General features: G+C 63.4%; 15 protein-coding genes, 1 tRNA gene and 2 rRNA genes (1 of these 18 only partly in view). 2 read left to right on the top strand and 16 right to left on the bottom strand.

What is annotated here, in order from left to right; translation table 11 throughout:
- Positions 1-88 precede the first annotated feature (88 nt).
- The gene (locus tag A9K68_RS10025; RefSeq protein WP_065007627.1) at positions 89-991 is read left to right on the top strand and encodes a helix-turn-helix domain-containing protein; all 903 of its coding nucleotides are present in this window, start codon (positions 89-91) and stop codon (positions 989-991) included.
- On the opposite strand, the gene A9K68_RS10020 is transcribed toward A9K68_RS10025, so the two are convergent.
- From A9K68_RS10020 to A9K68_RS09960, 13 genes are all read right to left on the bottom strand, one after another.
- Positions 988-2052: a 3-carboxy-cis,cis-muconate cycloisomerase gene (locus tag A9K68_RS10020; protein ID WP_065007628.1), complete on the bottom strand. Its 1065-nt coding sequence runs from the start codon at positions 2050-2052 to the stop codon at positions 988-990. The two genes, A9K68_RS10025 and A9K68_RS10020, sit on opposite strands and share 4 nt — an antisense overlap.
- 10 nt (positions 2053-2062) lie before the next feature.
- A complete protein-coding gene (pcaF, locus tag A9K68_RS10015; protein ID WP_065007629.1) occupies positions 2063-3268 on the bottom strand; it encodes a 3-oxoadipyl-CoA thiolase in 1206 nt (401 codons plus the stop codon).
- A 1-nt stretch (position 3269) separates the two neighbouring features.
- Positions 3270-4052 (bottom strand): CoA-transferase subunit beta, encoded by a 783-nt coding sequence (locus A9K68_RS10010; RefSeq protein WP_065007630.1) that lies wholly within the window; start codon positions 4050-4052, stop codon positions 3270-3272.
- Between the two features lie 4 nt (positions 4053-4056).
- Complete coding sequence (locus tag A9K68_RS10005) at positions 4057-4902, bottom strand: CoA-transferase (RefSeq protein WP_065007631.1); 846 nt, start codon at positions 4900-4902, stop codon at positions 4057-4059.
- A 32-nt stretch (positions 4903-4934) separates the two neighbouring features.
- On the bottom strand, positions 4935-5561 hold the full coding sequence (pcaG, locus tag A9K68_RS10000; RefSeq protein ID WP_065007632.1) for a protocatechuate 3,4-dioxygenase subunit alpha: 627 nt from the start codon (positions 5559-5561) through the stop codon (positions 4935-4937).
- On the bottom strand, positions 5561-6286 hold the full coding sequence (pcaH, locus tag A9K68_RS09995; protein WP_065007633.1) for a protocatechuate 3,4-dioxygenase subunit beta: 726 nt from the start codon (positions 6284-6286) through the stop codon (positions 5561-5563). The genes pcaG and pcaH overlap by 1 nt, the downstream gene beginning before the upstream one ends.
- Before the next feature lie 32 nt (positions 6287-6318).
- Entirely contained in the window at positions 6319-6708 is a 390-nt protein-coding gene (gene pcaC / locus A9K68_RS09990) for a 4-carboxymuconolactone decarboxylase (protein ID WP_065007634.1), read from the bottom strand.
- The gene (gene pcaD / locus A9K68_RS09985) at positions 6701-7495 is read right to left on the bottom strand and encodes a 3-oxoadipate enol-lactonase (RefSeq protein WP_065007635.1); all 795 of its coding nucleotides are present in this window, start codon (positions 7493-7495) and stop codon (positions 6701-6703) included. The genes pcaC and pcaD overlap by 8 nt, the downstream gene beginning before the upstream one ends.
- Before the next feature lie 8 nt (positions 7496-7503).
- Positions 7504-8220 carry an ABC transporter ATP-binding protein gene (locus tag A9K68_RS09980; protein WP_065007636.1) on the bottom strand — a complete coding sequence of 239 codons (717 nt, stop codon included), beginning with the start codon at positions 8218-8220 and terminating at the stop codon, positions 7504-7506.
- Positions 8201-8965 carry an ABC transporter ATP-binding protein gene (locus A9K68_RS09975; protein ID WP_065007637.1) on the bottom strand — a complete coding sequence of 255 codons (765 nt, stop codon included), beginning with the start codon at positions 8963-8965 and terminating at the stop codon, positions 8201-8203. The genes A9K68_RS09980 and A9K68_RS09975 overlap by 20 nt, the downstream gene beginning before the upstream one ends.
- Positions 8962-9906, bottom strand: coding sequence for a branched-chain amino acid ABC transporter permease (locus A9K68_RS09970; RefSeq protein WP_246811406.1), 945 nt, complete (start codon positions 9904-9906; stop codon positions 8962-8964). Before A9K68_RS09970 ends, A9K68_RS09975 begins: the two co-directional genes overlap by 4 nt.
- Positions 9907-9971: 65 nt before the next feature.
- Entirely contained in the window at positions 9972-10835 is an 864-nt protein-coding gene (locus A9K68_RS09965) for a branched-chain amino acid ABC transporter permease (protein ID WP_065007638.1), read from the bottom strand.
- Positions 10836-10902: 67 nt separating this feature from the next.
- Positions 10903-12099: an ABC transporter substrate-binding protein gene (locus A9K68_RS09960; protein ID WP_065007639.1), complete on the bottom strand. Its 1197-nt coding sequence runs from the start codon at positions 12097-12099 to the stop codon at positions 10903-10905.
- Between the two features lie 146 nt (positions 12100-12245).
- On the opposite strand from A9K68_RS09960, the gene A9K68_RS09955 reads away from it, so the two are divergent.
- Positions 12246-13034, top strand: coding sequence for an IclR family transcriptional regulator C-terminal domain-containing protein (locus A9K68_RS09955; RefSeq protein ID WP_203546923.1), 789 nt, complete (start codon positions 12246-12248; stop codon positions 13032-13034).
- A gap of 172 nt (positions 13035-13206) precedes the next feature.
- Here the strand turns inward: A9K68_RS09955 and A9K68_RS09950 are convergent.
- The 3 genes from A9K68_RS09950 to A9K68_RS09940 form a co-directional block, all read right to left on the bottom strand.
- Positions 13207-13283, bottom strand: a tRNA-Met gene (locus tag A9K68_RS09950).
- Between the two features lie 142 nt (positions 13284-13425).
- A 5S ribosomal RNA gene (gene rrf / locus A9K68_RS09945) occupies positions 13426-13540 on the bottom strand.
- Between the two features lie 294 nt (positions 13541-13834).
- Positions 13835-15050 (bottom strand): 23S ribosomal RNA (locus A9K68_RS09940) (it continues 1605 nt past the right edge of the window).

Raw genomic sequence — 15050 nt, 5'->3', positions numbered from 1 at the left:
ACAATCGCGCCTGAGCGACCGCCTGCCAATGGACAAAGCAGGCTTAGGATAGGACAATCCGAACATTCCTAGAGAGATCGGCGCCGCCATGACCGCCCATGCCATTCCAACTTATGCGCTCTATGGCGAAGTCGCCGCCGATCCCGGCGCCGACTGGCTGCACTGCGAGACGATCCAGTCACGCAGCAGCCTTCACGGCTACCTCATCGAGCCGCATCGGCACGAGACCCTGTTCCAGATCCTGCATCTGAAGAGCGGCCGGGCGGAGTTCATCTCGGACGGCCAGCAGCGGACGCTGACCGGCCCATGCGTCATCGTCCTGCCGCCGCTGATCGTGCACGGCTACACCTTCTCGCCCGACGTGGAGGGCAGCGTTCTGACCCTGTTCGACAACCGGCTTGGCGACATCCTCGGCGCAGTGCCGGAAGCGATGGCTAGTTTCCGCGCGCCGCGCATCGTGCCGCTCGACGCACAAGATCAGGCTGATGCGATCGCTGCCGACATCGCAGCGCTGGCGCGGGAGTTCGAGGGCCATGCGCCGGGGCGGCTCGCCGTCATCGAGGCCAGGCTGGCGCTAATTCTGGTCACGCTGCATCGGCAGCGCTTGCCGCACGACCGAAGCGATGCGTCGACCGCCGAAAAGGCAATGCGCCATCTGCAACGCTTTCGGGATCTCGTCGGCCAGGATTACCGCAGGCACCTGCCGATAGAAGCCTATGCTCAGCGGTTAGGGTTGACGGCCGCGCATCTCAACCGCCTTTGCCGGCAGCATCTCGGTTCGAGCGCGCTTGACGTCATTCACCAGCGGCTTGTGCTGGAGGCCAAGCGGCATTTGACCTTCACAACGCTGAGCGCCAAGCAGGTGGCGCTCACGCTTTCCTTCGACGACCCTGCCTATTTCGCGCGCTTTTTCAGGCAGCGGACGGGAATGACCCCGCTGCAATACAGGGCGCTGCAACAGCGGCGCGGTTCGCCCGAGTCCCGACCCTAGCTGTCGGGTTCGCCAGGCAGGAAGTGCAACCCTTCGAACAGTGTGGCCGCCTTTTCCATGCCCGCCGCCGTCGCGACCGTCATCTGCGGCAGCACCAGCCATTCCAGCGTCCAGGCCGCCCCGGAACGCTCGTTCTCATGCACCAGCGCCTGATTGAGCGTGCCGAGCAGCCCGGCGTTCAGGCGAGCCAGTGCGACCAGCAGCTCCGCCTGCACTGGATTGGATTTATGCGGCATGGCGGAAGACCCACCACCACCGACGATGCCAACGTCGCCGACCTCGTTTTGCGCCATCAGCGCGATGTCCTGGCCGATCTTGCCGAAAATGCCCGACGTCACCGAAAGCCAGGACGCGAAGACCGCGATCCGGTCGCGCTGGGAATGCCAGCAAGGTGCATCGCCAAGGCCCAGCATGTCGGCCATTGCCCGCGCGATGGCATCGCCCATGCCATTGAAGCTGGCCCGCGTGCCGACCGGGCCGCCGAGTTGAACGACGAAGAGGTCACTGTTCATCAGATCCAGCGCCGCCGTCTGCCGCTCCAGCGGCGCAACCCAGGTGTCGATCTTGTCGGCGACGGTGAAGGGAACCGCCCGCTGCATGCGCGTGTGCGCCATTAGCGGCACGGCTCCATGGCGCGTCTTGAGTTGCCGTAACAGCGCTGCAAGCGTGCCGAGCCCGTTCATGAAGGTTGCCGCCGCGTGTTTCAGGCGCAACATCAGCGCCGTATCGATGATGTCCTGGCTGGTCGCGCCTTTATGGACCGCCGCCGCGTGGGACGCACCGACCGTGGCTCGAAGCTGGCGGACCAGTTCCGGTACGATGACGCCGTCCTTCGCCAGGCCTTCGGCCAGCCCCGGCCAGTCTGGGCGGAAATTGTCACAAGTCTCCGCGATGGCCGATGCCGCATCCGCCTCGATCAATCCAGCTTGCGCCTCGGCTGCCGCGAGCGCGGCTTCCACCTGGAGCAACGCAGCGAGTTCCGCCTCGTTGGAGAAAATCGCCCCGACCGCCTCGCCGCCGACGAGGGCCGAAACCAGCGGTCGTGAGGTTGCACCGGTCATCAGGCTTACCTTAGACGCCCTCGAGCACGACGGAAATGCCCTGGCCGACGCCGATGCACATGGTCGCCAGTGCCCGGCGCTTGCCCGTCAGCTTCAACTCCAGAGCCGCGGTGCCGGCAATGCGTGCGCCCGACATGCCGAGCGGATGGCCGAGCGCGATCGCCCCGCCGTTCGGGTTGATGAAATCGGCGTCTTCAGCAATGCCCAGATCGCGCAGCACCGCTATGCCCTGGCTGGCGAAGGCTTCGTTGAGTTCGATCACGTCGAAGTCGGACGGCTTGAGACCGAGCCGCGCGCATAATTTCCGGGTTGCGGGCGCCGGGCCGAACCCCATAATGCGCGGCGGTACGCCGGCCGCGGCACCGCCGACCACGCGGGCAAGCGGTTCGAGCCTGTATTTGCGCATCGCGCCTTCGGAGGCAACGATCAGCGCCGCGGCGCCGTCATTGACGCCGGACGCATTGCCCGCCGTGACGGTGCCGCCTTCCCGAAACGGTGTCGGCAGCTTGGCTAGGACCTCCAGCGTGGTGTCGGCGCGCGGATGCTCGTCTTTTGAGACGACGGCCGGATCGCCCTTTCCCTTCGGGATCGTCACGGGAACGATCTCCTTCGCCAGACGGCCGTTCTCTTGCGCGGACACCGCCTTCCGCTGCGAACGCAAGGCGAAGGCGTCCTGGTCGGCACGCGAGATCTGGAACGCCTCGGCGACGTTCTCGCCGGTTTCCGGCATGGAATCGACACCGTATTGCTTCTTCATCAGCGGATTGACGAAGCGCCAGCCGATCGTGGTGTCGAAAATCTCGGCCGCACGCGAGAAGGCGACCTCCGCCTTGCCAATAGCGAAGGGCGCGCGCGACATGCTCTCGACGCCGCCGGCGATCATCAGTTCCGCCTCGCCGGACTTGATGGCTCGCGCTGCGGTGATCAGCGCTTCCATTCCGGAGCCGCACAACCGGTTGATGGTCGTGCCAGACACCGTATGTGGCAGGCCGGCGAGAAGCAGCGACATGCGCGCCACGTTGCGGTTGTCCTCGCCGGCCTGGTTGGCGCAGCCGTAGACGACGTCGTCGACCGCCTCGAAATCGACGCCCGGATAGCGCTCGAGCAGGGCCTTCAGCGGGATCGCGCCAAGATCGTCGGCCCGCACCGTCGACAGCGCACCGCCATAGCGGCCGATGGGCGTGCGGACGAAGGAGCAGATGAAAGCCTCACTCATCTCATTGGCCCCTCTTTCCGCCATTCGCCAGTTCAGTCCGCCGCTGCAGGTCGCGCAAGGTCGAAAGCTCCAGTTCGGTAGGCGATGGCGTTTCTTCCAGCCTGTCGGAGAAGCGCACCTTCCAGCCGCAGGTTTCCTGCACCATGTCGCGCGTGACGCCGCGATGCATGGAAACGGCCGTGAATTCCTTGCTCTCCGGATCGGGCTTCCAGACGGCCAGATCGGTGATCAGCAGCGTCGGTCCCTTCGTTTTGAGACCGAGGCGCTGGCGATGGTCGCCGCCGTCACCGTGGCCGAAGGAGGTATAGAAATCGAGCTTCTCGACGAACCCGCGCGTGGCCTGCTTCATGGTGATGAAGATCTGACCGCAAGAGGTTGCGATCTCCGGCGCGCCGCCGCCGCCGGGCAGACGCACCTTCGGCTTGCGGTAGTCGCCGATGACGGTGGTGTTGATGTTGCCGAAGCGGTCGAGCTGGGCGGCGCCGAGGAAGCCGATCGAGATGCGCCCGCCCTGCAGCCAGTAACGGAACATTTCCGGCACGGCCACAGTGGTGAGCGCCGTCTCGCAAAGCTCGCCATCGCCGATGGACAACGGCAGCACGTCCGGTGCGGTGCCGATCGTGCCGCTTTCGTAGATCAGCGTGATCTCGGGCGCGTGGGTCAGTCGCGCCACGTTGCAGGCGGCCGACGGGGCGCCGATGCCGACGAAGCAGACGTCGTTGTTGGAAAGCGCGCGCGAGGCTGCAATCGTCATCATCTCGTTGGGCGTGAAATCGCTGGTCATCGGCTCACAATCCTTCGACGCGCGCTGCGAAGACCTCGGGTCCGGCGTCGAGCACGTTCTTCTGCATCCATTCGGTGAAAAGCGCCCGGTCGGCCGAGATCTTGTCCCACAGGAGATAGGCGGCGTTGTCGCGGGCGTAATAGCCCTGCGTGTAGGATGGGTGGGCGCCCCCGGGAACATGCGCCACCGACGCTATCGTCCAGTGCGGCAGGATGCACAGATTCGGATGCAGGTCATCGAAATCATCGACGATCTCCTCCACGGTCACCACGACGCGCCTGGCTGCCAGCGCCACCTCCTTCTGTACGCCAATGATGCCTTCGATCAGAATGTCGCCGCGGCGGCTGGCCTTCTGGGCGTGGATGAAGGCGACATCGGGACGGTGCGCCGGGACCGCGGCGAGCTTTTCGCCGGTGAAGGGACAGGTGACGCTCCTGATCTCGGGATTGACCTTGGGCAGGTCGGCGCCGACATAGCCGCGGAAGACCGCGCAGGGCAGGCCGGCGGCACCGGCCTCGTAGGCGTTGGCCATCGCGGCGTGGCTGTGCTCGAGGGTCTCGATCGAGCGCGGCCATCCGTTCTCGATCGCGTCTCGCATACGCCTGAGCAGGCCGACGCCCGGATTGCCGGCATAGGAGAAGATCACCTTCTTCGCCATCCTCATGCCGATCATCTGGTCGTAGATGATGTCGGGCGTCATGCGGATGAGGGTCAGGTCCATGCGGCGCTGCCGGATCGCTTCATGCGCGGCGGCGTGCGGGATGAGGTGGGTGAAACCCTCGAAGGCGGCGGTGTCGCCGTCGTGGAGGTTCTCGGCGACGGCCTCCGGGAGGCTCTGGAACTTGGCCATGATCTGCTTTCAGTGGTTCTGCGATTGCGCATTCAGACGTCGAAAAACACGGTTTCGTTTTCGCCCTGGAGGCGGATGTCGAAGGTGTAGACGGCGCGGCCGTCTTCCTCCATGCGCCGGGCGATCAGTGTCGGCACGCGCACCCGGAGTTCGATGCACGCCAGCACTGGGCACTCGGCATTGGCCGTTTCTTCGTCGGCAAAATACATGCGGGTGTGAAGGCCGATATTGATACCACGCGCGACGATCCAGAAAATGATGTGCGGCGCCATCGGCCGGCCATCCACATAGGGGACGCGGCCGGGCTTGATCGTCTCGAAGCGGTATTCGCCCGTCGCGCCGTCCGTCGGCTGGCGGCCCCAGCCGGTGAAGTGTGGATCGGCCTTGCCACGCTTCTCTATTGGGCTGTTGTGGAGGCCCGCGGCGTCCGCCTGCCAGATCTCGATCAGCGCGTCCTTGAGCGGCGTGCCGCTGCCGTCAAGGACGCGGCCCGTGACGACGATTCGCTCGCCCTTCGCCTGAGGTCCAACCATGGTGCGGCCGAGATCCTCGGGATAGACGCCGGTGATGTCGCACCAGTTCGGGGTCAAGCCGATGTGAACGTAGGGACCCGCCGTCTGCGAGGGCGATTCCTTGAGCATGTCGAGTCTCTGGACCATCAGTTGCCCTCCATGCGGTTCTCGAAGAACGTCGAGCGGCGGCCGCGCAGCACGATGTCGAACTTGTAGGCCAGCGCGTCCATCGGCAGAGTGTTGTTGCGGTCGAGCGCGGCGACGAGCCGCCCGACCGCGTTGCGGTCGGGGATCGTGGAGACGATCGGGCATTGCCAGATCATCGGGTCGCCCTCGAAATACATCTGCGTGATCAGCCGCTGCGTGAAAGCGTGACCGAAGATCGAGAAGTGGATGTGGGCCGGCCGCCAGTCATTGACGCCGTTCGGCCACGGATAGGCGCCGGGCTTGACGGTGCGGAACCGGTAGCGGCCTTCCTCGTCGGTGATGGTGCGTCCGCAGCCGCCGAAATTGGGATCGAGCGGCGCGAGGTAGGCCTCCTTCTTGTGCCGGTAGCGGCCGCCCGCATTCGCCTGCCAGAACTCCAGCAGCACGCCCGGAACAGGCTTGGCGTTCTCGTCCAGCACCCTGCCGTGCACGACGATGCGCTGCCCAATCGGTTCGCCGGTCTGCATGTAGTTGCGGATCAGGTCGTTATCGAGCGGTCCGAGCTGACTGTGGCCGAAGCGCGGGCCGGTCATCTCCGAAACGGTGTTTTCGAGCGACAGCAGCGCGAATTGCGGCGAACGCAGCACCGAGGTCTTGTATTGCGGCGTGAAGGCCGGCGGATGCCAGCTTCTGTCGCGCTGAAAGAACGATCCCTGGTCAGACATGAGGTTTCATCCTTGCCCCGGATTGTGGAGCTTCATTTCTCTGGCTCCAGCTCGGCATAGACTGCTTTGGCGATCTTGAAGGCGTGGTTGGCGGCCGGCACGCCGGCATAGACGGCCACATGCATCAGCGCCTCGCGCACATCCTCCCTCGTCGCGCCCGTGTTCAACGTCGCGCGGATGTGCATGGCGAGCTCTTCGTGCTGGCCCAGGGCGGCCAGCAGGGCGATTGTGACGATCGAGCGCTCGCGCAGCGAAAAATGCGGCCGCGACCAGACCGAACCCCACGCGCCCTCGGAGATGAAGATCTGGAAATCGTGGTCGAGGTCGTCGACCTGCGCGCTGGCGCGGTCGACATGAGCGTCACCTAGCACCTTGCGGCGCACAGCGGTGCCTGCCTTGTAGTGCGCGCTCTCCTCAGCCATGACCTGCTCCGTCGAGATGGTTTTCAATAAGGCCCGCGAGCTCGCCCGGTTTTTCCACGCAGGCAATGTGGCCGGCGCCCTCGATCAGGACGAAACGGGCATTGGGGATGAGATCCGCCATGCCGCGCACGAGGTCGGGCGGCGTCGAGCCGTCCTGATCGCCCGCTACACAAAGCACCGGCGCCGCGATCCCTGCCGCGTCGGCGCGCAGGTCGGCGTCACGCACCGACACGCAGCTTGCGAGATAACCATGGGCGGGCGTGCGCACGAGCATGTTGCGCCAGCCTTCAAACTCAGCGGCGCGGTCTCGGCGGAAGGCCTCGGTGAACCACAATTTCAGCACGCCATCGGCGACCGATTCGATGCCGCCGCTTTCCACGGAGGTGATGCGGTTCGCCCAGCCTTCCGCCGTCCCGATCCTGGTGGCCGTGCAGCAGAGTACTAGCGCCTTCGCCCGGTCAGGTGCCCGCGCCGCTAGGCGCTGCGCGATCATGCCGCCGAGCGAGACGCCGACGATCGCCGTGGCCTCGAAGCCGAATTGATCGAGCAGAGCGAGAAGGTCGTCAGTATGATCGTCGATCGTGTACGGGCCTGTTGGCGCGTCCGACAGGCCGTGTCCGCGCTTGTCGTAGAGAAGGATGCGGTAGCGCTGCCCGAGCAGCGTTGCGACATCCTCCCAGATGCGGAAATCGCTGCCGAGCGAATTGCTGAACACCAGCGCCGGTCCCTCCGGCTGACCGAGAAGTTTCGTGTGGAGGACGATGCCGTTCGCGCGTACGAATGCCATTTGCGATCTCAATGCAGTCCGCCGACGCCGATGTAGCGTTCCACCAGTCCATGGTCGGCACGCAGCGTGTGGGCGGCGCCGTGCCAGACAATGCGGCCGCGTTCCAATATGACGATGGACTGGGCGAAATCCAGCGCGCTTTCCAGCCTCTGCTCGACCAGCAGGATCGTTGTCTCGCCCTTGGCGGCCAGCCGTGTGAATGCCGCCATCAGTTCCTCGCAGATCACCGGCGCCAGTCCTTCGAGCGGCTCGTCGAGAAGGAGTACCGTAGGCCGCCCGAGGATGGTGCGCGCCACTGAAAGCATCTGCTGCTCGCCACCGGACAATTGCCAGCCGAGATTGCGCCGGCGTTCCTTCAGCCGCGGGAACATGTCGTAGGCCTCGGCGATGACGCCACGGCTCCTGTCTTTGATGCCGACGAGAAGGTTCTCCTCCACCGTCAATGACCTGAAGATGTCACGCGTCTGCGGCACCAGCCCCAGGCCGCGCCGGCACCGCTCCGAACTGCGCAAGGCAGCGACATCGCCGCCGTCGAGTAGAATGGCGCCGCCATAGCGCCGGTTCATGCCCATCAGGCTGGACAGCAGCGTCGTTTTGCCCATGCCGTTGCGACCGAGCACGGCAAGCCGCGACCCCGCCGGCACAGCAAAGGAGATATCCTCCAGCACGACCGTCGGCCCGTAGCCGGCCTTCAGTCCCTTTACCTCAAGCGACGCGGCGGGCATTGGCGTAATTCCCCAGATAGGCTTCGCGCACCCTGGCGTCGGCGGCGACTTCGGCCGGCGGGCCCTGGAAGATGATCGCGCCCGCCGCCAGCACGACGACACGCCGGGCGAAGCGGAAGACAAGGTCCATGTCGTGCTCTATCATCATGATCGCGAGGCTGTCGGGCAGGCGGGCCAGCGCCTGTTCGATTCGCGGCGTCTCGCTGGAGGGCACGCCTGCGGCCGGCTCGTCGAGCAGAAGCACCTTCGGCTTCAATGCGAGCGCGATGGCGATCTCGAGCAGCCGCTGCTCGCCATAGGCGATCTCGCCAACCGGACGGTCCGCCTTCTCGGCGAGGCCGAGGACATCGAGCAGATCGTCCACTTCCTCCGCCACCGTGTGATTGCCGAGGAAGCGGCCGATGATTCCGGTCGCCTTACCTTCGCGCTGGAGAACCGTAAGAGTCACGTGCTCGCGCGGCGTCATCTCGGCGAACAGCCGCGTCACCTGGAAGGTCCTGACCAGCCCCTTACGCACCCGCCGCACCGCGCCGAGCGAGGTCACGTCCTCGCCGTTCAGCACGACGCGGCCAGCATTCGGCCTGAGCTGGCCGGTCACCAGATTGACGAAGGTCGTCTTGCCGGCGCCGTTCGGCCCGATCAGCGCCAACCGCTCGCCCGGAGCCATGGCCAGCGATATGGCGCGGCTGACGGCAAGTCCGCCGAAGGATTTGGTCAGATCGTCGACGCGGAAGAGATCGCTCATGGCTTGCTCCCCTTGCTACGACCGATGCGGCCAACCTTCCCCGCCAGATTGACCAGCCCGCCCGGCGCGACCAACACCACCGCGACCAGCAGCGCACCGACCATGGTCAGCCAGTGGAAGGGGTTGATGGCCGAGACGACATGTTCGAACGCCATGAAGATCACCGTACCGACCAGCGCGCCGTAGAGCGTGCCGAGACCACCGAGAACGAGCATGACCAATGCGTTCGCCGAAAGCTCGAAACTGATGCTGTCCAGCCCGACCACCTGAGTCGAGATCGCCGCAAGCGCGCCGCCCAGACCGGCTACGGCCCCTGAAATAACGAACATTTTCAAGATGACCGGAAAGACGAAAGCTCCCATTGCCTTCACCCGCACCGGATCCTGACGAACGCCTCGGCACAGGACGCCGAAGGGCGAGGAGACGACAACGCGCAGCAGCGCGAAGACGACAACGAGGAGGGCGAGTCCGAACAGATAGGCCGTGCGCCCCCACAGATCGAATTCGAAGACGCCGAACAGCGGACTGACGGACAGGCCGGCAAGACCGTCGCTGCCGCCAGTATAGCCGGTGAATTTGTTTGCTGCCTCGTGGCCCAATTGCACGATGGCGATGGAGAGCACGAGCTGCGCCAGCCCGTGCGCGCGCAGCATGATGGCGCCCATGGCAAGTCCGGCGGTCGCCCCGGCAACGGCTCCGATCAGCATAAGCGTCAGCGGTTCGGTGACACCGCCATGCACGCAGGCGAAGCCAACCGCATAGGCGCCAACGCCGAACAGGGTCGCCTGGCCGAGCGAAGCGACGCCGCAATAGCCGGTGATGAGGTCGAGAGAGAGCACCAAAAGCGCCACGGCGATAATGCGGGTAAGCAGCGCAAGGTTGTCCGGAAACAGCCAGTAACCGGCCGCTCCGGCCACGAGGATCGCGGCAACACCCGCCATGTCGCGCAGATAGAGCGGGTATGATCGGGTCGGCGCGCCTGCGGAGACGTCCATGGCTGGCTGGGTCATTGCGCTCTCCCGAAGAAACCGCGAGGAAAGGCGAAAACGATGGCGATGACCGCCGCGTAGAAGAAGAAATTGCCGAAATCGGGCATCAGGTAGCGGCCAACCGTATCGACCGCGCCGAGCGCCAGGCAAGCCACGAGCGTGCCCAGGATCGAGCCCGCGCCGCCGACCGAGACGACGACCAGGAAGAGCACCATATAACGCAGCGCATAATAGGGCTCCACCGGCAGGAACTCGGCGCCGATGATGCCGCCGAAGGCGGCAAGGCCGACGGCGACAGCAAAGGCGATGGCATAGACGACCGGCGTGCGCACGCCGAGCGCATCGGTCATGGCGGCATTGTCGACCGCGGCACGCAGCTTGATCCCGAAGCCCGTCTTTTCGATCAGGAACCACAGCGCCGCAGCCACGCCGACGCCGCAGGCCATCACGAAGAGCCGGTGTGCGGCAATCGTGCGAAATCCGATATCGACCGGCTGGGTCAGGATATCCGGCAGGGGAATGGTCTTGAGCGTCGGGCCGAAGAAATAGTTGGTGACGCCGATGACACAGAAGGTGATGCCGATGGTCATCAGCACCTGCAGCAGTTCCGGCTTGCCATAAATGCGGCGAAACAGCAGGCGCTCGAACGGCGCGGCGATGATGATGGTACCCGCAATGCCCAGCAGGATCGCCGGCACGTATCCCCAGCCAAGATCGCGTGTGATATAGGAGGCGATATAGCCGCCGATCATGGCGAACGCGCCGTGGGCGAGGTTCACAACCCGCATCAGGCCCATTGTCAGCGACAGGCCGATCGAGATGATGAATAGCACCATGCCGTAGGCGAAGGCGTCCGTGGCGATGCTGAGGGTCGTCTGCATGAAAACTGCCAGGCCGTGGAGAGCGGTTGGGGATGCGGCTTCGCAGCCGCATCCCGGCATGGGCTGCCTACTTGGCGGCCAAACCAGGATCCTTCTGGTTCTCGAAGGTCTTGATTTCCTTGTTGATGAACTTGCCGTCGGCGTCCTTCGCCACCTGGCGCAGATAGATGTTCTCGGTGATGTGGCGCGTGTCGGCATCGATGGAAACGGGACCACGCGGACTTGTCCAGGAGAGGCCCTTGACCGCATCGACGGCCTTTTGGGCGTCCTGCTTGCCGTCGGTCGCCTCGATCATCTTGTAGATGACGTGCATGCCGTCGAACGCGCCGACTGCCGGGAAAGAAAGCTCGGCGGGGTTACCCAGCGCCTTGCCGGCCGCCTCGACGAAGGCCTTGTTTTCCGGCGAGTCGTGCGAGACTGCGTAGTGGAATGTGGTGAGCGTGCCGTCCGCCGCCTCGCCAAGCGCAGGAAGATCGGACTCCTGCGTCAGGTCGCCGGGCGCGAACAGCTTGATGCCGCTCTTCTTGAGCCCAGTCTCGTTGAACGACTTGACGAAGCCGAGCGTGGTCGGACCGGATGGTAGGAAGGCAAAGACAGCTTCGGCGCCGGAATCCTTGACGCGCTGCATTATCGGGCTGAAATCGTTGGTGTTCATCGGCATGCGGATCGAATCGACGATCTCACCGCCCGCCGCCGAGAAGGCCTTCTTAAAGGCGCCTTCCGCGTCGATGCCCGGTCCATAGTCGCTGACGGCGGAAATGACCTTCTTGACGCCGTTATCCGCCACGACCTGGCCGAGCGGCGTCGTGGTCTGCGCGGTGGTGAAGGACGTGCGCACCGCCAGCGGCGACTTCGTCAGGATTGCCGAGGTCGCGGCGTTGAAAATCACCAGGGGCGTATTCGCTTGCACCAGAAGCGGCGCGATCGCCATGGCATCCGGCGTGAAATAGACCCCGCCGAGATACTGGACCTTGTTCTTCACCACGAGTTCCTGCGCGAGAGCGCGCGCCTGCGCCGGGTTGGCGGCAGGCAGGTCGCGGTAGACGACCTCGACATCATGACCGGCCACCGATTTGCCGTTGAGCCCCATATAGGCCTGGACGCCCGCTTGGAAATTCTTCCCCTGGAGGGCGAAGGGACCGGAGAACGGCCCGATAATGCCGACCTTGACCGTATCGGCTGCAGCGGAGCAGACGCCGCCCAGAAGAAGTGCGCCGAAAGCCGCGCCAAGCAAGTTCCTGAAATTCACGTTCCTTCCTCCCATAACTCGTCCGCAGATGCGGCAGTTGACGATAAATGTGCGCATTGCGAACATTGCAAGCCAATACGAACATGTGTACTCTATTGAATCTGAGAGTCAAGTGAGGGCGCCCTTTGCGCAATGGCGGCTCGCCGGGAGGACAGATGTCGATGCAAGCTGATCGGATTGGAGCTGGGGAAATACGGGGCGAGGACCGGGATTTCGTCGCCAGCCTGGAAAAAGGCCTCGCGGTCATCGAGGCATTCGACATGGTCCGCCCGCGCCTGACGCTCACGGACGTGGCGAAGCTGACTGGCATCACACGTGCCGCGGCGCGGCGCTATCTGCGCACCTTGACCCGGCTCGGCTATGCCGAATTCGACGGACGCTACTTCAGTCTCAGTCCGCGCATCCTGCGCCTCGGCTATGCTTACCTGTCATCCGCTTCGGTGCCGGCAAGGCTCCAGCCTTTCCTGGAGAAAATCTCCGAGGAAACGGGAGAGTCCAGTTCGGCGGCGATGCTCGATGGCGATGAGATCGTCTATATCGCCCGTTCCGCCACACGCCGAATCATGTCTGTGGGCCTGGGCGTCGGCAGTCGCCTGCCGATCTATTGTACCTCTCTCGGCCGGGCGATCCTGGCCCATCAGCCCGAAGCCGAGATCGATGCCTACCTCGATCGTGTTCGCACGGAGCCGCGCACCCGCTTCACCGTCACCGACAAGCATCGATTGCGCGAAACGCTGCGCGACGTGCGCGAGCAGGGCTATGCCGCGATCAACGAAGAGCTGGAGATCGGCCTGCGCTCCATCGCCGTGCCGGTCCGGCAGCAGAACGGCACCGTCACCATCGCCATCAACATCGGCACCCAGGCCGCGCGCTTCCAACCGGCCGAGATGGTGGAACGCTTTCTGCCCGTGCTTCAGGCGGCGAGCCAAGCGATCCGCTATACGTTGTAACGACGAAAGACATCTATTTCTCTGAAAGCGCACCTGATGGGTTCAATCGCCGATATGCGCCTACTCACAATGGGCGTCGTCACCACGGGTAACTTGATGAGGATCAAACTGGCCGCGCCGTGCCTGTCTCCCAACGCAAAACGGCCCGCGTGAGGCGGGCCGTTTTGGTATTTGGTTGCGGGGACAGGATTTGAACCTGTGACCTTCAGGTTATGAGCCTGACGAGCTACCGGGCTGCTCCACCCCGCGTCAACTTTTAAGCAAGTCAGCGCTTTACTTAGGTACAAGTTCCGCCAACTGAAAGGGCCGCTTGCGCGGCCCGGGTTCCCGATTGGCGGGCCTGTTTTGGTAGAGAGAAGATTTGGATTTTTTGACAACGTGCGTTTTGCAGACCTGGCAGCGACCTACTCTCCCGCGTCTTGAGACGAAGTACCATCAGCGCTGGAGCGTTTCACGGCCGAGTTCGGAATGGGATCGGGTGCAGCCGCTCCGCCATAACCACCAGGTCGGCAAAGCGCACGTTGTTCGAGAAGCTTTTTGAGCGAATAGCCAATAGTGAGTAGCGAATAGGGAACCCTGTTCTGCTCTCTCTGAGCTGTTCGCTGGTCTTATGTGTGCCTTTAGCGTTCTTATGGTCATGGCGCCTTTCGAAGCGAAGCTTCGCAAGGTCGACCGACCGTCGGCGCCGATGCGCCGCACCCACGTAGCGCCGCCCGCAGGGCGGAACAAGCGTGAGTGAGAACAAACCATCTCGGCGCAATCCGAAGGATTGTCGCCCAAAATGGGCATAAGTAATGAGAACGATCAAGCCGATCGAACTATTAGTACCGGTAAGCTTCAAGCGTTGCCGCTCTTCCACACCCGGCCTATCAACGTGGTCGTCTTCCACGGTTCTCAGGGAATACTCGTTTTAAGGTGGGTTTCCCGCTTAGATGCCTTCAGCGGTTATCCCGTCCGGATATAGCTACCCTGCTATGCGGCTGGCGCCACAACAGGTCCACCAGAGATCCGTCCATCCCGGTCCTCTCGTACTAGGGACAGATCCTTTCAATATTCCTACACCCACGGCAGATAGGGACCGAACTGTCTCACGACGTTCTGAACCCAACTCACGTACCGCTTTAAATGGCGAACAGCCATACCCTTGGGACCTGCTCCAGCCCCAGGATGCGATGAGTCGACATCGAGGTGCCAAACAACCCCGTCGATATGGACTCTTGGGGGTCATCAGCCTGTTATCCCCGGCGTACCTTTTATCCGTTGAGCGATGGCCCTTCCACGCGGGACCACCGGATCACTATGACCGACTTTCGTCTCTGCTCGACTTGTCAGTCTCGCAGTCAGGCAGGCTTATGCCATTGCACTCAGCGAACGATTTCCGACCGTTCTGAGCCCACCATCGCGCGCCTCCGTTACTCTTTAGGAGGCGACCGCCCCAGTCAAACTACCCACCATACATTGTCCCGGACCCGGATAACGGGCCGCGGTTAGACATCCATAGTGATAAGGGTGGTATTTCAAGGGTGGCTCCACCTGAGCTGGCGCCCAGGCTTCAAAGCCTACCACCTATCCTACACATGCCACTACGAATGCCAATGTAAAGCTATAGTAAAGGTGCACGGGGTCTTTCCGTCTAACCGCAGGAACCCCGCATCTTCACGGGGAATTCAATTTCACTGAGTCTATGCTGGAGACAGCGGGGAAGTCGTTACGCCATTCGTGCAGGTCGGAACTTACCCGACAAGGAATTTCGCTACCTTAGGACCGTTATAGTTACGGCCGCCGTTTACTGGGGCTTCGATTCAGAGCTTGCACCCCTCCTCTTAACCTTCCAGCACCGGGCAGGCGTCAGACCCTATACGTCGTCTTGCGACTTCGCAGAGCCCTGTGTTTTTGATAAACAGTCGCTACCCCCTGGTCTGTGCCACCCTCCTCCACTTGCGTGGAAAAGGGTCACGCTTCTTCCGAAGTTACGCGTGCAATTTGCCGAGTTCCTTCAGCATAGTTCTCTCAAGC

The sequence above is a fragment of the Mesorhizobium sp. AA22 genome, assembly GCF_001672375.2.
Lineage (GTDB): Bacteria > Pseudomonadota > Alphaproteobacteria > Rhizobiales > Rhizobiaceae > Mesorhizobium > Mesorhizobium wenxiniae.
The sequence above is the reverse complement of the archived record's forward strand: the minus strand, read 5'-3'. Positions and strand labels throughout refer to the sequence as shown.